Here is a 26,086-nt window from a genome sequence, read left to right on the forward strand (position 1 = left end):
CCTTAGCTGCGCAAGCGCGCCATCACTTGCTCTTGCAAGGCAGCAATCGCGCCCTGCATCGCTGCGTCAATTTCCACGTCGCTCAACGCAGCATCGTCACGCCCCAATGTCAAACGCACCGCCAGACTCTTCTCATCTTGCGCCAAACTGCCAGCGACAGCCTCTTCTCCTTGCTTGAGTTTCTTTGGACGGAACACGTCAAACAATACTGCATTACGCAACACACCGTTTTGAACACCCGCTGCAATCGCTTGCAGCACTTGAGCGTGGGTCACACTTTCCTTGACGACCACGGCAATATCACGCTCCACCACTTGATGCTTGGAGACGGGCTGGAAGTTGGGCACTTCGCGCGCCAGCACGGCATCCAGCTCCAACTCAAACAGCACGGGAGCGGAAGTCAAGTCCCAGCTTTGGCGCCATTTGGGGTGCAACTCGCCCACAAAGCCAATGGCCTTGCCATTGAGCACGACACGCGCACAGCGACCAGGATGCATCGCGGGATGCTCTGCCGCTTCAAAGACGGGCTTCAAAGGAGCCAGCAGCGCTTCAACATCACCCTTGACGTCGTAGAAGTCAACCTTGGACTCCGCCACGCCCCATTGCTGAGCACTGGCTGCGCCATAGGCCAGACCTGCTACACGCATCGGCTGGTTAAAGCCCTTCACCGTGGTGTCAGACTCGACCACGCTGTCATCCCGCAGAAAGACCCGCCCTAACTCGAACACTCGCACGCGCGCCGCCTTACGATCCACATTGAACTTCAAGACCTGCATCAGCGAGCCAATCAAGCTTGAGCGCATGACGCTCAACTGGCTGGCAATGGGGTTAAGCAGCTTGATAGGATTGGTATTGCCAGCCAGTTCCTCTTCCCACTTGGTTTCTACAAACGAGAAATTGATGGTTTCCTGATAGCCCAATGCGGCCAACTCACGGCGCACCGCGAAAGGACTGCGCTTGTTTTCAGCACGCAGCTTGGGCGAGATAGGAGCCAAGGGCTTGCTTGTCGGCAGATGTTCATAGCCGATCATGCGTGCAACTTCTTCAATCAGATCTTCTTCCAGATTGATGTCAAAGCGGAAAGTGGGCGCAGTCACGCTGATCACACCTTCTTGAACAACTTCAGCAGGCAAGCCCAAGCCGTTCAACGCATCCAGACATTGCTGCTGGGTCACGGGCATACCGATCACCTTGGCAGCACGGGCTACACGCAGTTGCACAGGCTTGGCAGCAGGCATATTGGGTTGCTGGTCGTCCATGGCGCACACTTGCGTCTCCGCCGTACCGCAAATCTCCTGCACCAACTGGGTGATGCGCTCAATGTGCTCAACGGTGAACGCGGGATCCACGCCACGCTCAAAGCGGTGACCTGCATCCGTGGAGAAATTGAAGTGACGAGAGCGACCCGCCACAGCCTTGGGAAACCAGAACGCTGCTTCAATGTAGATGTTCTTGGTATCGTCGGACACAGCAGTGGCATCACCGCCCATGATGCCAGCCAGAGACTCCACCTGCTTGTCATCGGCAATCACACCTACCTTGGTAAAGCCATCAAACTTCACCGTGTTGCCATTGAGCAGCTTGAGGGTTTCGCCCTCTTTGCCCCAACGCACGGTCAGGCCACCGCTGATCTTGTCCAGATCAAAAATGTGGCTGGGGCGACCCAGCTCAAACATCACATAGTTCGAGATATCCACCAAGGGGGAAACCGAACGCTGGCCACAGCGTGCCAAGCGGTCCACCATCCATTGAGGTGTTTTCACCTGTGTGTTCACATTGCGCACAATGCGACCCGTGAAACGCCCACACAAATCTGTGGCTTCAATTTTCACAGCCAACCTATCCTGCGAGGTCACAGCCGCTTGCGGATAGTCGATGGCTTGCAATGGCGCACCAGTCAAAGCTGACAGTTCACGCGCAATTCCGTACACGCTCAGGCAGTGAGCCAGATTCGGGGTCAGCTTCAGTGTGAACAGCGTGTCATCAAGGTTCAGATATTCACGAATGCTCTGCCCCAAAGGCGCATCAAGCGGCAACTCCAGCAAGCCACTTGCGTCTTCGTCAATGCCCAGCTCCTTGGCCGAGCACAACATGCCATAGCTTTGCACTCCACGCAGCTTGCCGACCTTGATCTTGAACGGTTTGCCATCGGGCCCCGGGGGTAGCTCAGCGCCCACCATGGCGCAAGGAATCTTGATACCCACACGCGCATTCGGCGCGCCACAGACAATATTCAGCAACTCAGGAGCGCCCACGTCTACCTGGCACACGCGCAGGCGATCTGCATCGGGGTGTTGAGCGGCTTCTTTGATTTCACCAACCACAATGCCGGAAAAGGCGGGTGCCACAGGCTCCAGCTCTTCCACTTCCAGGCCGGCCATGGTCAAGGTGTCGGCCAACTGCTGAGTGGTCAGATTGGGGTTGCAATATTGGCGCAACCAGGATTCAGGAAATTGCATAGTTCAAACTCTTTGGCGTTCTTGCCAGCGCCCTCTTGTCATCTACCGAGGCAGTCACTGGTCGAGCATTCGTACTTACAAAAAGGTGCGGGCGCGCTTGCATGACTTATTCTGCGCGCGACACGCTCTTTGCGGCTTACTGGAATTGCGACAAGAAACGAATGTCGCCATCGAAGAACAGGCGCAAATCGTTCACGCCATAACGCAGCATGGTCAAGCGATCCGGCCCCATGCCAAAGGCAAAGCCAATGTATTTTTCAGGGTCAAGGCCCATGTTACGCACCACGTTGGGGTGCACCTGACCCGAGCCTGCAACTTCCAGCCACTTTCCCGCCAGAGGACCGCTTTGAAACTGGATGTCGACTTCAGCCGATGGCTCGGTAAACGGGAAGAAGCTGGGACGGAAACGCAGCACCAGATCATCCTGCTCAAAGAAGGTCTTGCAAAAGTCGGTAAACACCACTTTCAAGTCTTTGAAGCTGACATTCTCACCAATCCACAGGCCTTCACACTGGTGGAACATGGGCGAGTGGGTTGCATCCGAGTCCACACGATAGGTACGACCGGGCGCAATAACGCGGATCTCAGGCATACCTTGGCCTGCATCGATCGCATTGCGGTATTTTTTCACGTGCTGCACTGCGTGACGCACCTGCATAGGACTGGTGTGCGTGCGCAACAGGTTGGGAGCGTGTTCAGTGCCGCCTTCTACATAGAAGGTATCGTGCATCGAACGTGCGGGGTGATCTTCAGGCGTATTCAGCGCTGTGAAGTTGAACCAGTCGGACTCAATCTCCGGGCCTTCTGCCACATCAAAGCCCATGGAGCCAAAAATGCCCTCGATGCGCTCCAGCGTGATGGAGACTGGGTGCAAACCACCAGTGCCACGACGACGACCAGGCAAGGTCACATCCAGCACTTCAGCTTTCAGATGGGCCTGCAGCTCCGCATCGGCCAAGGCCTTGCGGCGAGCGGTCAAGGCCGCTTCAATGGCCTGCTTGGCCACGTTGATGGCGGCACCGCGCGATTTTTTCTCTTCGACGGAAAGCTGCGCCATGCCCTTCATGAGCTCGGTCATCTTGCCCGACTTGCCCAGAAACTGCGCTTTGGCATTTTCCAGATCTGCGGGGGTTTGGGCCTGCGCAAACAGTTGTTGCGCGCTTTCGACCAGAGAATCCAACTCGTTCATATCGACTCTTTATCGACTTTAAAAAATAAACAAGGGCTAGTGCCTTTTCAAGCTCTAGCCCTTGCCGTTTGTGCGCTAGAAGCTACCTAAATAGTAGCTACACACCGTTAACTTAAGCAGCCAGCTTGGCCTTCACTTGGTCAACGATTGCTGCAAAAGCAGCCTTGTCGTGCACAGCGATATCGGCCAGCATCTTGCGGTCGATCTCGATAGCAGCCTTCTTCAGGCCGTTGGCGAATTGGCTGTATGTCAGGCCCAGTTCACGTGCAGCAGCGTTGATACGAGCGATCCACAGCTGACGGAATACACGCTTCTTGGTACGACGGTCACGGTAGGCGTATTGACCGGCCTTCATCACCGCCTGCTTGGCGACGCGGAAGACGTTACCGCGGCGACCGCGGAAACCCTTAGCAAGATTCAGAACTTTTTTGTGACGGGCACGGGCCGTTACACCACGTTTGACGCGAGGCATGTGTTTTCTCCTTGTTCGTCAGTGAATTACAGGCCAGCGGAAGGCAACATCTTTGCGATGGAGCCCATATCGCCTTCATGCACGGAGGTAATGCCACGTAGGTGACGCTTATTCTTCGTGGTCTTCTTGGTCAAGATGTGACGCTTGAAGGCTTGACCGCGTTTGACGGTACCACCTGGACGAACGCGAAAACGCTTCTTCGCGCTGCTCTTGGTTTTCATTTTGGGCATGTGAATGCTCCTGTTTATTGTGCTCGTGAGGCGTTGCGGCAACCCTGCCCCAACTTGTAGGCCCCGAGACACTTCTTAGTGCCGGTTTGCACCAGCGTTTTAGCAACTCTTGCAAGTTGCAAAACAGAGACCTGCCCTTTCAGGCAGGTCTCCTAAAATTCTAACCCAGCTTAGGCTGCGTTGCTGCTTTGTGCGTTTTCTGCTGCAGGCTTGGCATTGCCAGCCACAGGTTTTTTGCGCGCTGGGGCAATCATCATAACCATTTGACGGCCTTCCAGCTTGGGAAACTGCTCCACCTGGATGGAGTCCGCCAGTTCATCACGCAGACGATTGAGCAAATCAAGACCCAGTTGCTGGTGCGTAATTTCACGACCGCGGAAGCGCAAAGTGACTTTCACCTTGTCGCCATCAGCCAAGAAGCGTCGAATATTACGCAGCTTGATGTTGTAGTCGCCATCATCAGTTCCAGGACGGAATTTCACCTCCTTGATATCGATAACGGTTTGCTTGGCCTTGGCTTCTGCTGCCTTCTTTTGCTCTTGATACTTGAACTTACCGTAGTCCATCAAGCGGCAAACAGGAGGGTTTGCAGTGGCGGCAATTTCCACCAAATCAACGTCCAAATCACCAGCCATACGCAGTGCTTCTTGCAACGAAACAATGCCGATAGGCTCATTCTCAGGACCGGACAGACGCACTTCTGGCGCCATGATTTCACGGTTCAAACGGTGTTTGCGTTCCTCGCGGTGGCGACGGTCACGAAATTCTGTAGCTATGGCTTTCACCCTAAATTCAAATCGCTACGAAAAGCGTAGCTGCTTGCATTGATGAGACAAGCGCGGCCTAACCGCGCTTACTGCATCAGACTTTGTTGTTGATATCGTTGGTCAGCAATTCGATGAACGCTTCCACCGACATCACGCCCAAGTCTTTGTTTCCTCGGGCACGCACAGCGACGGTGCCAACCGCTTTTTCCTTGTCACCTGCGACGAGGATATAAGGCAGCTTCTGCAATGCATGCTCGCGTATTTTATACGTGATCTTTTCGTTGCGCAGGTCAGACACCACCTTAAGGCTTTGATGAGGCAATGCTTTTTGCACCTTTGCCACAACTTCCTTCACGTAATCGGCCTGCGCATCCGTGATATTGAGCACCGCCACTTGTTCTGGAGCCAGCCACACGGGCAGTGCGCCAGCAAATTGCTCAACCAGGATGCCGATGAAGCGCTCCAGAGAACCCACGATCGCTCGGTGCAACATCACTGGGCGATGACGATTGCCGTCTTCACCCACATACTCTGCATCCAGACGCTCAGGCATGGAGAAGTCCACCTGAATGGTCCCACACTGCCACTGACGACCCAATGCATCCTTCAAGGTGTATTCAATCTTGGGGCCGTAGAAAGCGCCATCACCCACGGCAATCTGGTATTCGCAGCCCGATGCCTTCAATGCATCAAACAACGCCTTTTCGGCCTTGTCCCAGATTTCGTCGGAACCAATGCGTGCATCAGGACGGGTTGCCACCTTGTAGATGATGTCGGTAAAGCCAAAGTCAGCATAGACCTTTTGCACCAGCTGATTGAAGTTCAGCACTTCTTGCTGAATCTGGTCTTCAGTACAGAAAATGTGACCATCATCCTGAGTAAAGCCACGTACACGCATGATGCCGTGCAGACCACCCGTGGGCTCATTACGGTGGCATTGGCCGAACTCACCATAGCGCAGCGGCAGATCACGGTAGCTCTTCACACCCTGCTTGAAAATCAGAATGTGGCCCGGGCAGTTCATGGGCTTCAAAGCGTAATCACGCTTTTCCGACTCGGTCACGAACATGTTGTCACGATACTTGTCCCAGTGGCCGGTCTTTTCCCACAAGGTTTTGTCCAGGATCTGGGGCGCCTTAACTTCGTCGTAGCCATTTTCGCGATAGACGCGGCGCATGTACTGCTCAACCTCCTGCCACACGCGCCAGCCCTTGGGGTGCCAGAACACGGTCCCCGGAGAACACTCGTCGATGTGATACAGGTCCAGCTCACGGCCAAGGCGGCGATGATCGCGCTTTTCCGCCTCTTCAATGCGTGTGATGTATGCCTGCAGATCTTTCTTGTCGGCCCAGGCAGTGCCATAGATACGCTGCAGCTGCTCGTTTTTGGCATCACCACGCCAGTACGCTCCAGCCAGCTTGGTCAGCTTGAAGACCTTCAGGAATCGAGTGTTTGGCACGTGAGGGCCACGGCACATGTCCACATATTCCTGGTGATAGTACAAGCCCATCGCCTTTTCTTCAGGCATGTCTTCCACCAGACGCAACTTGTAGTCTTCACCGCGCTCTTTGAACACTTTGATGACTTCATCGCGCGGCGTCATTTTTTTGATGACATCGTAGTCTTGCGCAATCAGCTCTTTCATGCGCGCTTCAATGGCAGCCATGTCCTCGGGCGTAAAGGGGCGCTCGTAAGAAATATCGTAGTAAAAGCCCTCATCAATCACAGGGCCAATCACCATCTTTGCGCTGGGATACAACTGCTTGACAGCGTGGCCCACCAAGTGCGCACAAGAGTGACGAATGATCTCTACACCTTCCTGATCCTTGGGAGTGATGATTTGCAGCTTGGCATCCTGCTCGATCGGCTCGCACGCATCCACCAAGCGGCCATTGATCTTGCCTGCAACAGTGTTTTTGGCCAAACCAGGACCAATAGCAGCAGCCACTTGCATGACAGTTACCGGGCCTTCAAATTCGCGTTGCGAACCATCGGGAAGTGTGATCTTTAACATGGAATTCCTTAGCTATCTTTGTATGTAACAGGAGCGCGCAAGCTGTGGAAAAAGCAAAGCGCGGAACTTGTCCGCGCTTTCTAGGAAACAACAACTCCGGGCAGGCGCGAACTCACAACCTTACTGGCTGTGCAACATCTCCGTGTTCGTCGTTCGCGGTGTCATAACCAGAATGCCTTTCTCGCTCTTGTTGGTTAGCTCTACGGGCATTTTAACGCTCTACACACAAAAAAGCCCGTAGCGCTAGAGCTACGGGCAATGCCAAGTCAAAATTTGACACTGTGCATGCCCTCTTCACATGCGCAGTGTCACCCTATCAGTGAAACTGCTCTTCTTCGGTAGAACCAGCTAAGGCCTTCACCGAGGACGACCCGCCTTGGATCACTGTCGTCACGTCATCAAAATAGCCAGCCCCCACTTCTTGCTGGTGTGACACAAAGGTATAGCCCTTTTCACGAGCAGCAAATTCAGGCTCTTGAATCATCTCCACATAGTGCTTCATGCCTTCGCCTTGTGCGTATTCGTGAGCGAACTTGAAGGTGTTGTACCAGTTGCTGTGAATGCCAGCCAGGGTAATGAACTGGAACTTGTATCCCAAAGCAGACAGATCTTCCTGGAAGGATGCTATCTGACTGTCCGACAGGTTCTTCTTCCAGTTAAACGAAGGCGAGCAGTTGTATGAGAGCAGCTTGCCTGGGCACTCTTTGAGCACCGCCTGAGCAAATTCACGAGCAAAACCAATATCAGGGGTACCCGTCTCGCACCACACCAAATCGGCATATGGCGCATAGGCAATACCGCGGCTGATGGCCTGCTCCAGACCGTTCTTGACGCGATAGAACCCTTCTTGCGTACGCTCTCCGGTCAGGAAAGCCTGGTCATTGGCATCGTGGTTGCTGGTGATCAGGTTGGCTGCTTCAGCATCCGTTCGAGCCAGCACAATGGTGGGAACACCCATCACATCAGCAGCAAAACGGGCCGCAATCAGTTTTTCAACAGCTTCACGGGTTGGCACCAGCACCTTGCCGCCCATGTGGCCACACTTTTTCACAGCTGCCAGCTGGTCTTCAAAGTGCACACCAGCAGCACCTGCGGCAATCATGTTCTTCATCAACTCAAAAGCGTTGAGCACACCGCCGAAGCCCGCTTCCGCATCAGCCACGATCGGCAAGAAGTAGTCGATAAAGTCTTTGTCACCGGGATTGGTGCCACGCGCCCACTGGATCTCGTCGGCACGTGTAAAAGTATTGTTGATACGGCGCACCATGGTTGGCACCGAGTCATAGGCATACAAGGACTGATCGGGGTACATAGTCTCCGAGGTGTTACCGTCGGCAGCGACTTGCCATCCAGACAGATACACAGCCTCCAGGCCCGCTTTGGCCTGTTGCATGGCCTGCCCCGCAGAAATGGCGCCAAACGCGTTCACATAGCCCTTCTTGGCACCACCATTGATCTTTTCCCACAGCTTTTCGGCGCCACGCTGGGCCAGTGTGTATTCGGGACGCAGGCTGCCACGCAAGCGCACCACATCTGCTGCACTGTAACCGCGCCTCACCCCCTTCCAGCGAGGGTTCTGTGCCCAATCCTTTTCCAAGGCGGCAATTTGCTGTTCACGGCTGAGTTGTTGATTCAAGGATTCGGGCATGTCGCTCTCCATTCAAAGTAAGACAAGGTTTGAAACTCTGCTGCCGTTTTGTTTGCGGCTTGGAGACAAATTTAAGTCTTATAGAAGAGTTAAACAAGCTCTTATGTCTTATATAAAACAAATATTTTTACCATTTAAAAACAATAGCTTGCAAATAATTATCTCAATATGAAATCAGATGCCCCCTAATGAAACGCTTTTGCTGCATAGCAGCACGGAATGTTTTCATAGTGTGAAAACACATTTCTAAGCAATGAAAATAGGCACCGAAACCGCCGCCAGCCGCGGCACCTAGCCTCTTCAATGCAATTCACTGATGAAGGGCAGTAGCGGAAACAACAGTGCCATCTTCATCGGCGTAAATCCAATCACCTGGGTGAACAAGCACACCCGCAATATCAACGGCCACCCCCGAGCACCCTTGGCCTCGTTTTTCTGTCGGCATTGGCATCGGCCCCAAAGCGGTAATACCCACAGCCGTTGCACGCAGCTCGGCCACATCACGCACGCAGCCATACACCACAATGCCAGCCCAGCCGTTTTGCGCAGCAGTTGCAGCCAGGTTGCCTCCAACCAGCGCCTTACGCATAGAGCCGCCTCCGTCAACTACCAATACACGGCCTTCCCCCTTCGAATCCAACGCTTGCTTGACCAGGGTGTTGTCCTCGAAACATTTCAAGGTTACGGCTTGACCCGCAAAACAGACAAGGCCACCAAAATGTTTGAACACGGGGGGCAATACTCGAAATGCACCGCTGTCATCGTGCTTTTGCGCATCACACAGATCGCAGGTTTGAAACTCCTTCACCATCTATTGCCTCCATATTTGTAGCTTTGTGTGTCCCTCGAAATTAAGGGCGAACACTGGTCAGATACTCTCACCAGCCACTCAAGGCGCAAAGAATGGACACAGTTTTTGCTGGTTTACGTGCTGTGATGCAACAAAACAAGTGAAAAAACTCGTTCGTCCGCTTGGAAAGGGGAAATTTTCCCATTAGCATCTGGCACAACCAGTTCGCACTGAGCAAAAGCTCTTCACATGAGCTGGCAAATTCACCCCAAAAAGGAAAGCAAAAATGGCAACTGCAAAGAAGGCAACTGCTGCATCCGCAGCTCCCGCGAAAAAGCGCACTCCTAACGCCGCCTTCATGAAACCCCTGACACCTAGCGCTGCTTTGGCTGCCGTGGTTGGCAAGGAGCCACTGCCCCGTACTGAAATCATCAGCAAGCTGTGGGTCTACATCAAGGCAAACAACCTGCAAGATGCAGCAAACAAGCGCATGATCAATGCAGACGCAAAGCTCAAGGAAGTGTTTGGCAAGCCACAGGTTTCGATGTTCGAAATGGCTGGCCTGATTGGCAAGCACGTCAGCTAATCAGCACAATCTCTCAAAAAACCGGCTTAGGCCGGTTTTTTTGAGCCTGCCACACAGCCACGCACAACTTTAACCCGACAAGCACAAAGTGTTTGCAAATGCGATGAATTCGCATTTATAATTCTTTCATCACATCAATAGCCAGCCACAACTGTTTGCAGCCATGATCGTTTGCGTTTGCCACCGAGTTTCAGATCGCGAAATCGCACGCCATGCCCATGCTGGCATGAGTTTTGACGAAATCCAGTTCGAGCTAGGTGTTGCCACTCAATGCGGTCGTTGCGAAACTTGCGCACGCGACGTAGTGGCCAAGTGCTGCTCAATGGGCAACACAGCCGCCATTCACAACGAAGCTGCAGCACAAACCGTTCAGCTTGCCACCCCTATTCTGGAGAGCAAAGCATGGCATTCTTCTCAACCGTTGCAGGTAGCTTGATTTTGGTTTTAGGCTGCTCATGGTGGATCTTCCGCAAGTAACTTTTTTCCGTTACCCGCATATGCGGGCGTCAGATTCGCCTTACTGCACTAGCCTAAAGGCTGGCCCTACCGGCTGAAACAGCCGGTTTTTTGATCTCTATGTCTTCATCCGAACAACTTGCCCCCAGCGGTCCTCTAGGCCAAAAAGCCATGATTACCGGGGTGGTAGTAGCGCTGCACGCTGCTGGCATCTGGGCTTTGCAAAGTGGCATGAGCCGCCCGCCAGAGCCACAAATCATTGCTGCAGAAGTCATCGCGCAGTTCATCGCCCCCCCTGCACCAGAGCCGCCAGCACCGGAGCCTCCAAAGGCTACGCCCAAGCCTCAACCACCGAAGCCCAAGCCGGCGCCAAAACCCAAGCCTGTTCAAAAAGCGCCTCCGCTACCCAAGGCCATTGCAGACCCTACGCCTGCTCCCAATGCGCCAACAGGCACTTTGGACAGTGAGCCTGCTCCAGCGGTGGATGCTGCCCCGCCAGCGCCACCTGCCCCACCCGCACCGCCAAGCCCTCCAGCGCAACCTGCAGGAGGGGCTGTGCAGTTGCCTTCCAGCAATGCGGCTTATTTGAACAATCCGCGCCCAAGCTACCCTTCGATTAGTCGTCGTATGGGTGAGCAGGGGAAAGTGCTGCTACGCGTGCTGGTAGATGAAAATGGCTTGCCCAAGCAAATTGAAATCAAACAATCCAGCGGATTTGATCGCTTGGATAAAGCTGCATTGGCATCGGTTCAGCGCTGGCGCTTTGTCCCCGGTAAACGCAATGGTGTTCCTGAAGCAATGTGGAACATCGTGCCCGTCAATTTCGTACTCGAATAAACAGTCATCTCAGGAGTTTTCATGGAATCCCAATTCGGCATTGCCCACGTCTGGGCACAAGGCGACTTTGTCACGAGAGGCGTTGCCATCCTGCTGCTGATCATGTCTGTGGCATCGTGGGTCGTCATCATCATCAAGGCTCTGGGCCTGATGAAATTCAAGAAGTACGCCAAGGAAGCCAAAGATTTCTGGCACAGTGAAGACTTTGGCTCCGGCTTGAACAAGCTCAATGCCGACCCAGCTAATCCATTCCGCTATCTGGCTCTGGAGGGCCGCGAAGCCATTTCTCACCACCGCAAGACCAGTGCACATCTACACGACACTTTGGATGTGTCCGACTGGGTTACACGCTGCCTGCGCAATGGAATTGATGAGTTCACAGCCCGCATGCAATCCGGTCTGGCCATTCTGGCTTCGGTAGGATCCACCGCCCCTTTCGTGGGTCTGTTCGGTACAGTCTGGGGGATCTATCACGCTCTGATTGTGATTGGCACATCAGGCCAGGCTTCGATTGACAAGGTGGCCGGCCCCATTGGCGAAGCGCTGATCATGACTGCATTTGGTCTGGCTGTAGCCATTCCCGCCGTACTTGGCTACAACGCTATCGTGCGTGGCAACAAGGGGGTACTGGGTGGGCTGAATAGTTTTGCCCACGACTTGCATGCATTCTTTGTAACCGGTGCTCGCTTGACTGTAGACACCACCGGAGCGACGCAGGACGGTAAGGTCCTGCCAATGAAGAAAGGCGCTTAACTCATGGCTTTCGGCACCCAAGATGACAGTGATGACGTCATGAACGAAATCAACATGACGCCCCTTGTGGACGTGATGTTGGTATTGCTCATCGTCTTCATCATCACAGTCCCTGTGATGAAGCATGCAGTGAACGTGGATCTGCCTCGCGCCTCCAATGAACCTGAAGTGGTCAAGCCTCAAAACATCAGTCTGACGATCGATGCACAAGGCCAATACCATTGGAACAAAGAGGCCATCAGCGATGAGCAATTGGTTGAGCGTCTGAAAGCTGAGGCAGCCAAAGAGCCTCAGCCCGACCTCCATATCCACGGAGACAAGGAAGTGCGATATGAACGCATCGCCAAGGCCATGGCTGCAGCACAAAGCACGGGTATCCGTAAAATCGGCTTTGTCACCGAACCTGAGCAATAGAACCCGCGGTTCGCTTTGTGCTCCTTGTTATTTCCCAGGCCCTGCAAACTTGTTTTGCAGGGCTTTTTTCATGCCTTCAAAAATCTATCCAATTCACTGGAACGCCCAGCCGAGGGATCAAGAGTTCTGTGGCAGATGCGGTACTTCTCTGGTCCTTTTGTGACCAGGAAAGGAAAGTTATTGCATTCATTGAATTGCCGCACTTGATGTATGGGAATTACTTGTACATTGAATAAGAATTGTTATCATTAACACAACTTCAACGCACAGATATCGAGCCATGCAAGCCACACTCTCCCTCCCTGTCACGCGCCGCACACCACTCTCGCAGCCCGTAATGGTCGATAGTGCTGCCACATCGCAAGAAGTCAGTTTGGACAGTGAAGCATTACTGCGTGGCAAAAAGTCGGTTGCGATCATCCACAACGGCTCCACCTACCGTTTGCAAGCAACCAAATTGGGCAAGTTGATCTTGACCAAGTAAAAGCAACCAGGACATCAGTTTCATCGTGGGGCGATACGGGGATACCCCGTCATCGTTTAGGCCAGCCAACAAAGCATTTCATCGGGCATTGCGTAGCCAGTCCTTTTTTTCCACGAAGTTATAAAAAAGCGACCTTCAAGGTCGCTTTTTTCTTGCGTTCAGGCTTGTCTCCAACTCACAGGCCCAAGGCTGCGATGCCTGCAATGGCGATCTGCGCATCTTCATTGGACTTCACGCCACTGACACCCACAGCACCAAGGCATTGACCGTCCTTGATGATGGCAACGCCACCTTCAAGCAGGCCGTCCACAAATGGCGCACTCAGAAATGCCGTACGTCCGTTATTGATCATTTCCTCAAACAGCTTGGTGTCCTTGCGACCAACAGCCGCTGTGCGGGCCTTGGCCGGAGCAATATGCGCAGAGATAGGCGCAGCGCCATCCAGACGTTGCTGCCAGAGCAAGTGACCTCCATCATCGACGATGGAAATCGTGACTGGCCAATTGTTCTTCAAAGCTTCTGCCTCCGCTGCAGCAGCAATTTTCTTGACATCTGCCAGTTCCAGTTCAAACTTGTTCTTCATTGCGTTGCTCCAATAGCAGTTTTGTATACAAACCCACAGCATACTGACTCTGAACGCTCTGGCCCCAACCTTCTGCGCAAAACATTCCAACCTAAAACAACGCAGAAAACTGCCGCAAATACCAAGGATTTGGGAACTTGCCCGATGGTGGATGTCTCATAGAATGAGCGTTCGTAGAAATCCGCTACATCTCAACAGGAGTAAACACTCAATGAACCATCTGAACACTTTGGACTCTGCAGGCTACGGCATCTCGCAGCAGCAGCGCCACAGAGTGCTGCGCAACACTTACTGGCTGCTGGCGCTGAGTTTGCTGCCCACGGTATTGGGCGCATGGGTTGGTGTGACAACCGGCATCACTGCAGGGCTGACCGGTTTTATGGGCTTGATCGTATTCATGGTCGGTGCCTTTGGCTTCATGTACGCCATTGAAAAGACCAAGCATTCAGCTGCTGGTGTGCCTGTTCTGCTGGCATTCACCTTCTTCATGGGCTTGATGCTCTCGCGGCTGATTGCCATGGTGCTGGGCTTTAGCAACGGCTCACAGCTCATCATGACCGCATTCGCTGGCACTGCTGGCGTTTTCTTTGTGATGGCCTCGCTGGCCACTGTCATCAAGCGCGATATCTCGGGCATGGGCAAGTGGCTCTTCGTGGGCGCGCTGGTGCTGATGGTCGGTGCAGTGATCAACGTGTTTGTGGGCTCGACTGCAGGCATGATGGCGATTTCCATGCTGGCTATCGGTATCTTCTCGGCCTACATGCTGTATGACATCAAGCAGATCATTGATGGTGGAGAAACCAACTACATCAGCGCCACGCTGTCGCTGTACCTGGACATCTTCAACGTCTTCCAGAGCCTGCTGGCATTGCTGGGGATCATGGGCGGTGAAAACGACTAAACACGCTCTGTGACCTCACAAAAAGGCTCCTGAAGGAGCCTTTTTTCATTCCTCGCCAAAGAAGCACTCATTATCTGGAAACACCTGCCGATAAGAGAAGTACATGCCAAATCATCTCCATTCCATCCGCCCGATACTTGTGTTGCTGCCATTGACAGCAGCATTGCTGACGGGCTGCTTAGAACAAGTCCCCGGCCTGGGACCTGACCCACGTACCGTCATTCGTGAAAACGAAGCCAAGGCCATCGGCAGTGCTTGTCGGTATGCCATGCGAGGTATTGAAGACTGTTTTACCTTGAACCCCAAGGCACCCAAGGCCATGGTTTTTGCCGGATGGAAGGATATGGATGCTTATATGCGCGAGCACAAGCTGGAAGGCACGCCGTCCGTATTGACTCAAAAGCCTGAACCTTCAAAGTCCGTTGGTGGCGAGATCGAGGCTGAGTACAACCACCCTCGCAGCTAGTCTGGCAAGCCTTACATCAAATACAAAAGCCCGTGGTTGCAAAATTCCACGGGCTTTTCATTTCTGTGCAAAAAGCGAGGGACAGCCGTCACCCCGCCTTGCAGATGTCTTGCGCACTCGCTTAGTCCGCCCGCTCAAATACCGCCATCGATTCCACATGTGCAGTGTGCGGGAACATATTGACCACTCCTGCCAACACGCAGCGGTAACCCGCCTGATGCACCAGCAATCCTGCATCGCGTGCCAAGGTGGCAGGATTGCAGCTCACATAGACAATGCGCTGAGGGAACTTCCACCTCTCTTGCCCTTCGGGCAAAGGGGGCAACAGATCAGGCTGCTCTTCGGTAGGCACACCGGTTTGCCTGGCACCGATGCGAATCTGGTGAATGTCTGCCAATGCTTTGGACAATGCAAACGCGCCTTCGCGGGGCGGATCGACCAGCCATTTTTCCGCATTGCCATCCGCCATCAGCAGCGCTGGGGTCATGTTGAACAGGTTGCGCCCCACAAACGAAGTGGGAGCCAGCTTGTCGTCTTCAGCACGCGCGGCATTATTGGCAGCATAGTTCTCGTGTGAGCGTTGCACAAGCGCATCCGATCCTTCAATGCCCAGTACCTCACGCGCCATGGTCGCAATCGGCAAGGTGAAGTTGCCCAAACCACAGAACCAGTCAATCACTCGCTCGTGCTTCTGAGCATCGAGCAAACGCAACGAACGCGTCACCAGCACACGGTTGATGTGCGGATTAACCTGGGTGAAGTCAGTGGGCTTGAATGGCATGGTGATGCCAAAGTCCGGCAGGCTATAGGAAAGCTGCGCAATGGGAGCATCCATCAGGTGCACCGTATCTGGCCCCTTGGGCTGCAACCACCATTGCACATTCTGAGCAGTCGCAAAATCCCGCAACCGCTGCTTGTCCGCATCACTCAAAGGCTCGAGATGTCGCAGCACCAGCGCAGTGACATGGTCACCCACTGCCACTTCGATTTGCGGGCAGGTTTCGCGCGCATCCAGGCTGGCAATCAGGGCGCGCATCGGCATCAGCATGGCATCCACATGAGGTGGCAACACCTTGCAGGTTTCCATGTCGGCGATGTAGCGGCTCTTGCGCTCGTGAAATCCGACCAGCACCTTGCCCTTTTTGATCACGTAACGCACGGCCAGACGCGCACGGTAACGGTAACCCCACGTCGGCCCCTCAATAGGGCGCATCATGGTTTCAGGCTTGACCTTGCCCAAGTGCCAGAGATTGTCTTCCAGCACGCGCTGCTTGATGGCCACCTGTGCCTGGACATGCATATGCTGCATCTTGCAACCGCCACAGGCACCTTCATGCAGACCGGCATTCGGACAGCCTGGCTTCACACGCTGGGATGACTCCCGATGCAAATGCATCAGTGTTCCAGCCTCCCAGTTGTTCTTCTTGCGATGTATGTTGGCCGTCACCAGCTCGGTGGGCAGCGCACCGTCGATGAACACCACTTTGCCATCGTTTTTTCGGGCAATACCTTTGGCCTCCATGTCCATGGACACCACTTCAAGCCATCCTTCTGGCAGGTCAGGGTTGCCCACGGGCATGTTTTCGTAGGCGGATTCGGGGGAGATCTTGTCGTTCTGAGCACTCATGATGGGCGACATTGTCTCAGGCTCTTAGTAACTTGCTTGGCTACAGGAATGGACAGCGACACAAATTGTCTCTGCGTCTACCTTCCAGCATCTCCTAGGTTGCCTACGAATCTTTTAAAAATCAAGAAAATATTCTCTCTCAAGAGAAATAAAAAAAAATCAAAATTCCATTTAATTCAATAGATAAGAACCAATTTTCAAAACAATGAAAAAATGAAATTTCTCTATTGACAGAAATTTCATGCACGGCGACACTGCGCCTATGCAACTCAGTCCCATCGCCCAACAATTCGTCTCCCACTGGGGAGACATGGGAGCTGCCTGGGGCGTCAATCGCACCGTGGCACAAATTCACGCCCTGCTTTTTTTCCATGGCAAGCCCTTGAACGCTGAGGATCTTTGCGCCGCACTCGGGGCTGCACGCTCGAATGTGAGCAACAGCATCAAGGAGCTGCTCAGCTGGAACCTGGTGCGAGCCAGCAAACGCGCAGGGGATAGGCGTGAGTATTTCGAAACATCTGCAGATGTATGGGAGTTGCTGCGCACCATCGTTCGTGAGCGCAAGCAGCGTGAATTCGATCCCACCACGCAGATGCTGCGTACCCTGATTACAAAGCCACAGTTTGAACTGGAGTCACCAGACACACAGGACAGGGTACTTGAGACTCTGCGCCTGATGGAGTCCATGAGCATCTGGACGGAAGAAATGCTGCGCCTGTCGCCCTCTACGCTCGACAAGATCTTGCGCCTGGGTGCCAGCGTGCAGCGCTTTGTCCGCGGTAATGGACATGCTTAGCAGCGCTAATCGCAACAAAGCGGACTCTCGACGCACCGAGCAATAGCAAACTACTGGGGGGATTCACTATGCGTGTCTTGGTTTGTGGTGGCAACGGCTTTCTAGGCCGTCATATCTGCGCAGCACTGGTTCACAGCAACCACGACCCAGTGGTTCGCAGCCGGCGCTCTTCACCTGCACTGGATTTTCTACTGAGCACGCAACCTGGCGACTGGCTGGAACATCTTGCAGGCATTGACGCTGTCATCAATGCCGTAGGAGCATTGCGTGATAAACCTGATCAGCCGCTAGATGTGCTGCATACCCAGGCTCCGATTGCCCTATTTGATGCCTGCGTGCAAGCCGGAGTGCAGCGCGTGGTGCAAATATCCGCTCTCGGTATTGGTGACAGCAACACCCACTATGCACGCAGCAAGCGCACTGCTGACGAACATCTTCTTGCACTGCATGCCCAAGGCGCATTGAACGCAACCGTCATCCGGCCAAGCATCATTTTCGGCACAGGTGGTGCCAGCACTCGGCTATTCCTGCAACTGGCCAGGCTGCCCCTGCTGATGCTTCCTGCTGAAGCCATGAACTGCCCCATCCAGCCCGTCGCTGCGCAGGACTTGGCCGAAGCCATAGCCACCATCACTACAGCACCTACCCATAAGGGCCTGATCGAGCTGGGTGGACCACGCGCACTCACGCTGGGCGAACTACTGGTCAGCCTGCGTGCCCAGCGTGGTGCAATGCCTGCACGCATTCACAGCCTGCCGCAATGGTTGGCCAACACCAGTGCCCGGATCGGGGATCACCTCCCCTCCCTGCCCTGGTGCAGCGAAAGTATGGCCATGTTGCAAACACCCAATGTGTGCGATCCAGACACACTGCGCAGCCTGCTGGGGCGTGAGCCTGTTGCCCCAGATGCCTTGTATGCCTCGCTGCCAGCAACAGCCAGGGAGAAACGATGAATACGCCAACGCCTCGCGCACTGTGTGCTTTGCATACGAGTGTTGTCATCGTCTGGTTGGGCACAGCACTGGTCAGTGCCCTGGACTACTGGGGATGTCTGGGATCTGCTCAGTATGGACCGCAGTTGCTCAAGGATGCAGGCATCCACAGTCCGAGCCTGCAGACCACGCTCATATGGAGTGGACTGCTGGCCGACCTTGTCATTGGCATGTGGCTATGGCTACGGCCGGGGCGTATTGCGTATGTTGCCGCATTTACGCTGATGACCGGCATGACCCTGGCAGGAACAATGCTGCACCCCACTTTATGGCTGCATCCCTTGGGACCTCTGCTTAAAAACCTGTCCATTGCCGCAGCACTATGGGTGCTTTGGCAAGCACAACCTGCACAGCAAACTAGTTCAAAGAGAACATCATGAACACCTATCTCCTGCTCAAGACGGTGCACATCATCTCCAGCGTCCTGCTCGTGGGAACCGGGCTGGGATCAGCTTTTTACATGTTTTTCGCCAATCGCAGCGGCTCCATCGCTGCACAAGCCGTGGTGAGCAAATTGGTTGTACGCGCAGACTGGTGGTTCACCACGCCATGCATCATTGTGCAGCCCGCTACAGGCTTGGCCATGATGTACCTGGCGGGATGGCCACTTTCAACATCATGGCTGGCATTGTCCATTGGCCTGTATGTTCTGGCCGGTGCATGCTGGCTACCTGTGGTCTGGCTGCAGATTCGGATGGCGCATCTGGCTGAGCAAGCGCACACGCAAGGCGCAGCCCTTCCCTGTTTGTTCCTGCGCTATCAACGCATGTGGGAAAGCTTGGGCTACCCGGCATTTGCAGCCATGGCTGGCACCTACTTCCTGATGGTCAACAAGCCCAGCTTGTGGGGTTGATCAGCACTTTGAGCAGGTGCTGTGTGCCTCACGTGCCAAAGCATCGGCTTGCGCGTTGCAGTGTCTTGGAACCCAGCGCCAATGCACATGCTCCAGTGTTTGCAAAATACCTTGCACCACGGCCAACTGACTCTGCAAGCGCATCGTCTTGCGCGCCCGCTGCGCACCATGAGGCGCTTGCGCCAGTTGCTGAACCAGCCACTGGCTATCGGTATAGATACGCAAACAGCGAACTTCGCGCGCTTTCGCCTCTGCCAAGCCTATGCGCAAGGCCTGCAACTCCGCTTCGTTGTTGCAACCAGTGCCTTGCAGACGCAGAGCCTTGGCATAGTACCCGCCATCAGGAGCAGTCAGCACAATGCCAACTGCCATGCGCCCAGGGTTAGGCATTGCCGAGCCATCGACATGCAGAATCCAGAATTGAGGTGGCGGTAAGGCGGTGAACACAGCACACCAATGTACACCTACATGCTCAAGGCTACTGTTCGTTGCCTAGCGCCTTGTGCACCATCTCCCTCGTCAGCGTTGGTACAAAGCTTTCAATAAAGCTGTAGGCATACGCACGCAGCCAGGCACCGCGGCGCAACCCCAAACGCGTGACATTCACCTGAAACAGGTGCCCCGCATCGACTGCCTGCAGCAGGCGATCCCGCTCGGGGTCAATCGCTACCGAAGCCACAATGCCCACGCCCATGCCCAGTTCCACGTAGGTCTTGATAACGTCGGCATCCATGGCCGTCAGCACTACATCGGGCGCAACGCCTTCGCGCTCAAAAGCCTCGTCAATATGCGCACGGCCGGTATAGCCTTGCTCGTAAGTGATGATCGGATACTGCGCCAAATCCTGCAGCGTGATGGGCTGGGTACGCTGCAACAAAGGGTGTCCGTGCGGCAGCACCACGCTGTGCGTCCATCGATAGCACGGCAGTGTGACCACCCCTTCATAGTTCGCCAAGGCTTCGGTGGCCACGCCGATATCCGCCTCTCCGCTGACAAGCATTTCTGCCACCTGCCTGGGAGAGCCTTGGTGCAAATGCAGCTTCACCAGCGGATAACGTTGGCGAAACTCATGTACTACCTGTGGCAATGCGTAACGAGCCTGGCTGTGCGTGGCAGCAATCGACAACCGCCCTTGCTCACTGGCACTGAAGTCTGCCCCGGCGCGGCGCAGATTGTCCGCATCCAGCAGCAGCCGCTCCACGATGGGCAACAGAACTTCTCCAGGCGGCGTCAAGCCGGTCAACCGCTTGCCTGCACGCAAAAAAATCTCTACGCCCAGTTCCTCTTCCATCTCCCGGATTTGGCGGCTGATGCCAGGCTGAGAGGTATGCAGTATTTGCGCAACGTCGGTCAGATTAAAGCCGCGTCGCACCGTCTCGCGCACAGAGCGCAGTTGCTGAAAATTCATGGCACTAAAAAAAGCCGAAGAGCATGCTGCTTGCTACAACACCTAAGAACGTGTTTGCGCCAAGACTGTCTCACGCGCAAACTGCATGCTGTATAAGTGTTGGACGCGTGGATGCTGGCTGCAGCGCGGCGAATGGCTGCAGCAGCTCCAGCGTATTTCCCGCAGGGTCTTTGGCATAAAAACGTAGACCTTCTGGCACCTGCGCCACGCTCAGAACCATGGCGCCGTGATGCGACAAATATTGTTGCAGGCCGTATGCATCGGTCACCTGCAAGGCGAGATGAGCATGTCCCCCTGACTGCACAGCTTGCCCAATAAGCGGCACCAGATCGATTCGCTGTCCGCCAACCGCATAACTGAGCACATGCTCAACAGCACTGTGGGATGCTCTTCTCAGTCCAAGCAACTGTCCATAGAAATGCTCCATCTGCGTTTGCAATTTGGGAGCGAAACTCAGTTGTACATGGTGCAGCCCCCGCACAGAACAGGCATGCAAGAGGCACACTTCACTCATGTTGCGCTCCCCCAGGCTTGAGCAAGTATTTCCTGCAGGCTGGTGCAAGGCAATACCGCTACAGGTTTGCGGCCTGCAGCGCCCGCTTTGCGGCAAGGAGACTCGACACGCATTCCCCATTGCTGTGCAGTGATTCGCAGCACACGGACTGCTTGAACGCACAGAACATCGCGCTGCAAGCTGGTTGCTTTGGCGGTGGATGCAGATGTTGGGTTCATGGTGCTTCTCCTTAATTGACAGCCGCAACTGCGGGGTACGTCCGCAGCGCACTGTGTTGCTGTGATTACTTTTTGGTGTAGATCTGGTCGAAACTGCCACCGTCTGCAAAGTGGGCCTTGTCAGCCTTTGCCCACCCACCAAATGCCTGGTCAATGGTGAACAACTCCAGCTTGGGGAACTGCTTGGCAAAATCTGCTTTCACCTTGTCATTGGTCGGGCGGTAATAATTGCGCGCTGCAATCTGCTGGCCTTCATCGGAATACAGATACTGCAGATAGGCCTCTGCCACCTTGCGTGTTCCCTTTTTGTCGACCACCTTGTCCACCACTGCCACGGTAGGCTCGGCAAGGATGGAAATTGAAGGTGCCACGATTTCAAATTTCTCGGGACCAAACTCCTTCAGCGCCAGAAACGCTTCGTTCTCCCAGGCCAGCAGCACGTCACCCACGCCGCGCTGCACAAAGGTGATGGTGGAGCCACGCGCACCGGTGTCCAACACCGGCACGTTTTCATAGAGTTTCTTCACAAAATCTTTGGCTTTGCCCTCATCACCGCCGTTTTTACGTTTGGCAAACTCCCACGCTGCCAGATAGTTCCAGCGTGCACCGCCCGAGGTTTTGGGATTGGGCGTAATCACCTGCACGCCCGGCTTGATCAGGTCATCCCAGTCCCTGAGCCCCTTGGGGTTACCTTTTTTGACAAGGAAAACAATCGTCGATGTGTAGGGCGCACTGTTCAAAGGCAACTTCTTTTGCCAATCCGCAGCAAGATGGTTGCCGTTCTTGACCAGGGCATCCACGTCTCCAGCCAAAGCCAGTGTGGCCACATCGGCATCAATGCCATCAATGATTGAGCGCGCCTGCTTGCCAGAGCCTCCGTGTGACTGTTTGATGGCGACATCCTGGCCGCTTTTTTCCTTCCAGTGCTTGGCGAAAGCCTTGTTGTACTCCACGTACAGCTCCCGCGTGGGGTCATATGAAACATTGAGCAAAGTGACCGGATCCGCCCCTAATGCTGGCAGTGCTGAGAAGGTGAAGCCCGCCAAAAGGCTGAGGGCAACGGGAATCTTGATAAAGTTGCGGCGATTGTTCATTTTTTGCTTTCGGGAATGTGCTGTGTCAAACGGTCCGTTTCACCGTTGAAGGGCATTCTGAAAGCTTGTCTTCAAAACATAAACCAATAAGATTTCAGTTCGTTATTACCAAAACATCTGAAGTTGAATAAGGAACCTCCCCATGGCACGTACTGTTCATTGCATCAAACTGGGTCAAGAAGCCGAAGGCTTGGACTTTCCACCCTATCCTGGCGAACTGGGTAAGCGCATCTTTGAAAGCGTGAGCAAGCAGGCCTGGGCTGACTGGCTCAAGCACCAGACCATGCTGGTGAACGAAAACCGCCTGAATCTGGCCGATGCTCGTGCACGTCAATATCTGGCCCGCCAAATGGAAAACCACTTCTTTGGTGCTGGCGCCGAAGCAGCTGCAGGCTATGTGCCTCCCAGCGCTTGATGTTGTAGAGCGCAGCTAAGCACTTGCTGCATCTACGGCATTGCTGCTGCCTTTGCTGCGTTATCGGAGAATGCTGGCAGTTCGCTGACTCTGAGAAAGAGAGATTTTTTTCTCAACGCCCAGCAACCTGGTTTGCAAGCTGCTTGGCCCTGTTTTGCACCCATCTACCCAAGCCCAGCGAGTTCCGTCGCTGGGCTTTTTTGATATCTGCCATGCCCAGTTTGGCCGCTGGGTCTTGGACTCAAGCCATAATCGCAGCTTTTGTTTTCCGTGGGAGAGCGAGGCTGTCACTACAGATCAGCCTCCGCCGAAGGCGCAAACTCCCATAATCGCTCAGGCACCCAGCACCACGGAACACTATTGCCGACTGGAGAGCAGCCGGGGTTGCCAAAGCAATCAGCCGGTTCACCGAAGGGGCAAGCTGCCGCATGCCGAACATGCGGATTGCTGAAACTCTCAGGTAAAAGGACAGCGGGAGAGGCTTACCCATGCCCGCAAAGCTGCATATCTGAGCAGCCAACGGCGCGTGGGCTTTTCCTTTTGCATCGTGTCTGTTTTGCCCGACTTCCTGCACGCACTGTTCAGCACCCAGCTGGACGTCATTCTCATCATCTATCTGATCGCCATCACGGCAGAGGCCATGTCTGGCGCGCTTGCTGCCGGACGGCGCAATATGGACATTTTTGGCGTCGTGGTCATTGCTTTTGTCACCGCACTGGGTGGCGGCACCATTCGCGATATGGTGCTTGGCAACTACCCCATTGGCTGGACACAGCACCCCGCCTACGTCTATCTGGTTGTGTCTGCAGGCCTTTTGACCACCGTCATTGCACGCTTTATGCAGCGCATGAAACATGTCTTCCTGCTTCTGGACGCCATGGGACTGATTGCGTTCTCGCTGATCGGCAGCAATGTGGCCATCAAGCTGGGTTACGACCCCTTGGTGGTGGTCATGTCGGGCATGATCACCGGCATCAGCGGCGGCATCTTGCGCGATGTGCTGTGCAATCAGGTGCCTGTGGTGTTTCGCCGCGAGTTGTATGCCAGCGTATCCATGCTGGTGTGCCTGCTCTACCTAGGTTTGCAGTGGCTGGAAGTGTCGATTGGCTTGAGTACCGCCATTTGCTTTGGCAGCGGCTTGAGTCTGCGCCTGGCGGCCATTCGCTTTGGCTGGCGTCTGCCGGTTTTTTCTTACCAGCAGCGCTGGGAATAGGAATTGCAAGGCGGAGGGCTTGCAATGATTGATCAATATGGATTCCATGTCTGCACAAAGTTCTGAATACGCACTCCTGCACGCTTGGCAAGGGCGCGCCAGCTGGCACGTTCTGAGTACCGACTTTGGGCATGGGCAGACCTTTTTGCAGACCTGGGCTGCCTGGAAGGCCGACGCGCAGCGCAGTGCGCAGCTTCATTTCACTGCCATTATTCCAAGCGCCGCAACAGCCATCGATGTGCTGTCCCTGGCAACACCTCCACAACAAGAGCAGGCGCAGGCTTTGTCCAACGCGCTGTTTGGCCTGCTCGAAGGTGTGCACCGCCTGAGTTTTGAACAAGGCCGCGTGCTGCTCACCCTGTGGGTGGGAGATGTGCAAACCATGCTGCGCCAACAGCGAAGCACCGCCCACGCCGTCTTGCTGAATGCGCCGTTTGCCAGCGATGCCCACAGTATCAAAGCCTTGGCCCGCCACTGCGAGCGCGGCACAGTGCTTCACATACAGGCTCCCGATGAAGACTTGATACAGGCACTGGAGCGCGGAGGCTTTGTCTTTGGCAACATCGCTTCTGCTCCCTCTTTGGCTCACTTTGCCCCGCGCTGGGAACCACGCAAACGCACAGCTGCCGTCACTCCGCTCTCGCAAGCAGGCACCGCGTTGGTCATCGGCGCCGGACTGGCTGGTGCGGCCGTTGCGCACAGCCTGGCCTTGCGCGGCTGGCATGTGCACGTTCTGGCCGCTGGAGCGCAGCCTGCAGACGGGGCCTCAGGTCTGCCCGCAGGTCTTTTTTGCCCGCATGTGTCACCAGACGACAGCGTGCTCTCGCGCTTGTCTCGCAATGGCGTGCGCATGACGCTGCAGCGCTTGCGCGATGTGTGCGAGGAAGGCAGAGACTGGGGGCTTAGCGGCGTGCTGGAGCACTGCACCGATGGCGGAACTGGTTTACCGCCAAGCTGGGCAGACAGCGCAGGCGCGCAATGGAGCCATGCCACCAACAGCGCTCAGTTACAAGCTGCTGGTTTGGCTGATGACACCGTGGCTTGCTGGCATGCACAAGCGGGATGGGTGCGCCCTGCCGAGCTGGTGAAAGCCCAACTGGCCCACCCTCATATCCAGTTTCAGGGCCATGCTGAAGTGGCAAGTCTCAGACAAACAGCTGCAGGCGCATGGCAGGCATTGGATACACACCAAAAGGTGCTGGCGCAGGCTGAGATTGCCATCCTGGCATGCGGCCCCGCCACCGCAGGACTGCTGCCGACAGGCGTGCAGTGGCAGCTCCAGGCTTTGCGCGGTCAAGTCACCTGGGGATGGCACACAACAGCCAATGCGGCGGCACTGCCGCCCTTTCCCGTGAATGGCAACGGCAATCTGGTCACACATATTCCTTTTGCGCAGGGGCAGGCCTGGGTCATGGGATCAACCTTTGAGCGCGATCTGGACGAGATGCCCATCTCCCAAGCTGACCAAATGGCAGCGCATGCCGTGAATTTCGAGAAACTTTCGACCTTGCTGCCCGCAAGTGCCGCGCCCTTGAGGCCCTGGTTCACCCCCGGCAATGCACATTGCCTGCCCACCTGGGGCCGTGTGCGCTGCGCCAGCCATGACCGCCTGCCCATTGCAGGCCCTGTTGACGCAAGCAAGCCCGGTCTGTGGGCGAGTACGGCCATGGGTGCCCGTGGGCTGACCTTGTCCGTGCTGTGTGGGGAGCTGATAGCGGCGCAGCTTCACGCAGAGCCACTGCCACTGGACAGCAAGCTGGCGCAACACTTGGGCATCGAACGTCTGGCACGCCAAATGCGTGGTGTCTGTGCCCCGTCCAGCTAGTGCCGCCCCCTATGCACTTAGAGCCGCTAACACTACCCAGCAAACGAAAGTTTGCGATTGAGACAAGGCGAAGCAACGACGT

The 26,086-nt window shown here is 54.9% G+C and carries 30 protein-coding genes and 1 riboswitch; of the genes, 15 read left to right on the forward strand and 15 right to left on the reverse strand.

The genetic code is table 11. From position 1 onward, the window contains the following. Positions 1-2 precede the first annotated feature (2 nt). The 8 genes from pheT to rraA all read right to left on the reverse strand — a co-directional run bounded on the left by pheT (position 3) and on the right by rraA (position 9,590). Positions 3-2,459 carry a phenylalanine--tRNA ligase subunit beta gene (gene pheT / locus QEP11_RS18655; RefSeq protein ID WP_284338145.1) on the reverse strand — a complete coding sequence of 819 codons (2,457 nt, stop codon included), beginning with the start codon at positions 2,457-2,459 and terminating at the stop codon, positions 3-5. A gap of 136 nt (positions 2,460-2,595) precedes the next feature. After that, a complete protein-coding gene (gene pheS / locus QEP11_RS18660; protein ID WP_284338146.1) occupies positions 2,596-3,648 on the reverse strand; it encodes a phenylalanine--tRNA ligase subunit alpha in 1,053 nt (350 codons plus the stop codon). Positions 3,649-3,760: 112 nt separating this feature from the next. Next, the gene (gene rplT / locus QEP11_RS18665; RefSeq protein WP_003053572.1) at positions 3,761-4,120 is read right to left on the reverse strand and encodes a 50S ribosomal protein L20; all 360 of its coding nucleotides are present in this window, start codon (positions 4,118-4,120) and stop codon (positions 3,761-3,763) included. Between the two features lie 26 nt (positions 4,121-4,146). After that, positions 4,147-4,350, reverse strand: a complete 204-nt coding sequence (gene rpmI, locus QEP11_RS18670; protein WP_158390970.1) for a 50S ribosomal protein L35 — start codon at positions 4,348-4,350, stop codon at positions 4,147-4,149. 170 nt (positions 4,351-4,520) lie between these two features. Then, positions 4,521-5,135: a translation initiation factor IF-3 gene (infC, locus tag QEP11_RS18675; protein ID WP_284338147.1), complete on the reverse strand. Its 615-nt coding sequence runs from the start codon at positions 5,133-5,135 to the stop codon at positions 4,521-4,523. A gap of 76 nt (positions 5,136-5,211) precedes the next feature. Beyond that, on the reverse strand, positions 5,212-7,131 hold the full coding sequence (gene thrS, locus QEP11_RS18680; protein ID WP_284338148.1) for a threonine--tRNA ligase: 1,920 nt from the start codon (positions 7,129-7,131) through the stop codon (positions 5,212-5,214). Positions 7,132-7,447: 316 nt separating this feature from the next. Then, a complete protein-coding gene (aceA, locus tag QEP11_RS18685) occupies positions 7,448-8,779 on the reverse strand; it encodes an isocitrate lyase (RefSeq protein ID WP_284338149.1) in 1,332 nt (443 codons plus the stop codon). A 310-nt stretch (positions 8,780-9,089) separates the two neighbouring features. Then, positions 9,090-9,590: a ribonuclease E activity regulator RraA gene (rraA, locus tag QEP11_RS18690; protein WP_284338150.1), complete on the reverse strand. Its 501-nt coding sequence runs from the start codon at positions 9,588-9,590 to the stop codon at positions 9,090-9,092. A gap of 265 nt (positions 9,591-9,855) precedes the next feature. On the opposite strand from rraA, the gene QEP11_RS18695 reads away from it, so the two are divergent. The 6 genes from QEP11_RS18695 (at position 9,856) to hemP (ending at position 13,099) form a co-directional block, all read left to right on the forward strand. Next, positions 9,856-10,155, forward strand: a complete 300-nt coding sequence (locus tag QEP11_RS18695; RefSeq protein ID WP_284338151.1) for an SWIB/MDM2 domain-containing protein — start codon at positions 9,856-9,858, stop codon at positions 10,153-10,155. Positions 10,156-10,318: 163 nt separating this feature from the next. Then, positions 10,319-10,591, forward strand: a complete 273-nt coding sequence (locus QEP11_RS18700) for a (2Fe-2S)-binding protein (protein ID WP_284338152.1) — start codon at positions 10,319-10,321, stop codon at positions 10,589-10,591. 140 nt (positions 10,592-10,731) lie between these two features. Beyond that, positions 10,732-11,448 (forward strand): energy transducer TonB, encoded by a 717-nt coding sequence (locus QEP11_RS18705; RefSeq protein WP_284338153.1) that lies wholly within the window; start codon positions 10,732-10,734, stop codon positions 11,446-11,448. 21 nt (positions 11,449-11,469) lie between these two features. After that, entirely contained in the window at positions 11,470-12,201 is a 732-nt protein-coding gene (locus QEP11_RS18710; RefSeq protein WP_284338154.1) for a MotA/TolQ/ExbB proton channel family protein, read from the forward strand. 3 nt (positions 12,202-12,204) lie between these two features. Beyond that, a complete protein-coding gene (locus QEP11_RS18715) occupies positions 12,205-12,615 on the forward strand; it encodes an ExbD/TolR family protein (RefSeq protein ID WP_284338155.1) in 411 nt (136 codons plus the stop codon). Between the two features lie 280 nt (positions 12,616-12,895). Next, the gene (gene hemP / locus QEP11_RS18720) at positions 12,896-13,099 is read left to right on the forward strand and encodes a hemin uptake protein HemP (protein WP_284338156.1); all 204 of its coding nucleotides are present in this window, start codon (positions 12,896-12,898) and stop codon (positions 13,097-13,099) included. 175 nt (positions 13,100-13,274) lie between these two features. Here the strand turns inward: hemP and QEP11_RS18725 are convergent, their stop codons facing one another. After that, positions 13,275-13,682 carry a GlcG/HbpS family heme-binding protein gene (locus QEP11_RS18725; protein ID WP_284338157.1) on the reverse strand — a complete coding sequence of 136 codons (408 nt, stop codon included), beginning with the start codon at positions 13,680-13,682 and terminating at the stop codon, positions 13,275-13,277. 211 nt (positions 13,683-13,893) lie between these two features. Here QEP11_RS18725 and QEP11_RS18730 point away from each other — a divergent pair, with 211 nt between their 5' ends. Both QEP11_RS18730 and QEP11_RS18735 read left to right on the forward strand, forming a co-directional pair. Continuing rightward, positions 13,894-14,583: a Bax inhibitor-1/YccA family protein gene (locus QEP11_RS18730; RefSeq protein WP_284338158.1), complete on the forward strand. Its 690-nt coding sequence runs from the start codon at positions 13,894-13,896 to the stop codon at positions 14,581-14,583. Positions 14,584-14,686: 103 nt separating this feature from the next. Next, a complete protein-coding gene (locus QEP11_RS18735; protein ID WP_284338159.1) occupies positions 14,687-15,049 on the forward strand; it encodes a hypothetical protein in 363 nt (120 codons plus the stop codon). A 121-nt stretch (positions 15,050-15,170) separates the two neighbouring features. On the opposite strand, the gene rlmD is transcribed toward QEP11_RS18735, so the two are convergent. Beyond that, positions 15,171-16,628: a 23S rRNA (uracil(1939)-C(5))-methyltransferase RlmD gene (rlmD, locus tag QEP11_RS18740; protein WP_284338208.1), complete on the reverse strand. Its 1,458-nt coding sequence runs from the start codon at positions 16,626-16,628 to the stop codon at positions 15,171-15,173. Between the two features lie 310 nt (positions 16,629-16,938). On the opposite strand from rlmD, the gene QEP11_RS18745 reads away from it, so the two are divergent. The 4 genes from QEP11_RS18745 to QEP11_RS18760 all read left to right on the forward strand — a co-directional run bounded on the left by QEP11_RS18745 (position 16,939) and on the right by QEP11_RS18760 (position 19,317). Continuing rightward, entirely contained in the window at positions 16,939-17,472 is a 534-nt protein-coding gene (locus QEP11_RS18745) for a GbsR/MarR family transcriptional regulator (RefSeq protein WP_284338209.1), read from the forward strand. Positions 17,473-17,540: 68 nt separating this feature from the next. Further along, a complete protein-coding gene (locus QEP11_RS18750) occupies positions 17,541-18,425 on the forward strand; it encodes an NAD-dependent epimerase/dehydratase family protein (RefSeq protein WP_284338160.1) in 885 nt (294 codons plus the stop codon). Continuing rightward, positions 18,422-18,844 carry a DoxX-like family protein gene (locus tag QEP11_RS18755; RefSeq protein ID WP_284338161.1) on the forward strand — a complete coding sequence of 141 codons (423 nt, stop codon included), beginning with the start codon at positions 18,422-18,424 and terminating at the stop codon, positions 18,842-18,844. The genes QEP11_RS18750 and QEP11_RS18755 overlap by 4 nt, the downstream gene beginning before the upstream one ends. Next, complete coding sequence (locus tag QEP11_RS18760; RefSeq protein WP_284338162.1) at positions 18,841-19,317, forward strand: DUF2269 family protein; 477 nt, start codon at positions 18,841-18,843, stop codon at positions 19,315-19,317. The genes QEP11_RS18755 and QEP11_RS18760 overlap by 4 nt, the downstream gene beginning before the upstream one ends. On the opposite strand, the gene QEP11_RS18765 is transcribed toward QEP11_RS18760, so the two are convergent. The 5 genes from QEP11_RS18765 to QEP11_RS18785 all read right to left on the reverse strand — a co-directional run bounded on the left by QEP11_RS18765 (position 19,318) and on the right by QEP11_RS18785 (position 22,551). Further along, entirely contained in the window at positions 19,318-19,764 is a 447-nt protein-coding gene (locus QEP11_RS18765) for a ribonuclease HI family protein (protein ID WP_284338163.1), read from the reverse strand. It lies immediately after the preceding gene. 31 nt (positions 19,765-19,795) lie between these two features. Beyond that, positions 19,796-20,725, reverse strand: a complete 930-nt coding sequence (locus QEP11_RS18770) for a CysB family HTH-type transcriptional regulator (protein WP_284338164.1) — start codon at positions 20,723-20,725, stop codon at positions 19,796-19,798. 70 nt (positions 20,726-20,795) lie between these two features. After that, positions 20,796-21,239, reverse strand: coding sequence for a VOC family protein (locus tag QEP11_RS18775; RefSeq protein WP_284338165.1), 444 nt, complete (start codon positions 21,237-21,239; stop codon positions 20,796-20,798). Continuing rightward, positions 21,236-21,457, reverse strand: coding sequence for a hypothetical protein (locus QEP11_RS18780; protein ID WP_284338166.1), 222 nt, complete (start codon positions 21,455-21,457; stop codon positions 21,236-21,238). The genes QEP11_RS18775 and QEP11_RS18780 overlap by 4 nt, the downstream gene beginning before the upstream one ends. Before the next feature lie 65 nt (positions 21,458-21,522). After that, positions 21,523-22,551, reverse strand: a complete 1,029-nt coding sequence (locus QEP11_RS18785) for a sulfate ABC transporter substrate-binding protein (protein WP_284338167.1) — start codon at positions 22,549-22,551, stop codon at positions 21,523-21,525. A 142-nt stretch (positions 22,552-22,693) separates the two neighbouring features. Here QEP11_RS18785 and QEP11_RS18790 point away from each other — a divergent pair, with 142 nt between their 5' ends. The 3 genes from QEP11_RS18790 (at position 22,694) to mnmC1 (ending at position 26,004) form a co-directional block, all read left to right on the forward strand. Continuing rightward, on the forward strand, positions 22,694-22,966 hold the full coding sequence (locus QEP11_RS18790; protein WP_284338168.1) for an oxidative damage protection protein: 273 nt from the start codon (positions 22,694-22,696) through the stop codon (positions 22,964-22,966). Between the two features lie 261 nt (positions 22,967-23,227). Further along, positions 23,228-23,326, forward strand: a riboswitch (glycine riboswitch). Between the two features lie 196 nt (positions 23,327-23,522). Then, positions 23,523-24,179, forward strand: coding sequence for a trimeric intracellular cation channel family protein (locus tag QEP11_RS18795; protein ID WP_413788758.1), 657 nt, complete (start codon positions 23,523-23,525; stop codon positions 24,177-24,179). A gap of 46 nt (positions 24,180-24,225) precedes the next feature. Next, positions 24,226-26,004 (forward strand): FAD-dependent 5-carboxymethylaminomethyl-2-thiouridine(34) oxidoreductase MnmC1, encoded by a 1,779-nt coding sequence (gene mnmC1, locus QEP11_RS18800; protein WP_284338170.1) that lies wholly within the window; start codon positions 24,226-24,228, stop codon positions 26,002-26,004. Positions 26,005-26,086 lie beyond the last annotated feature (82 nt).

This window comes from Comamonas halotolerans (assembly GCF_030162935.1).
Lineage (GTDB): Bacteria > Pseudomonadota > Gammaproteobacteria > Burkholderiales > Burkholderiaceae_C > Comamonas > Comamonas halotolerans.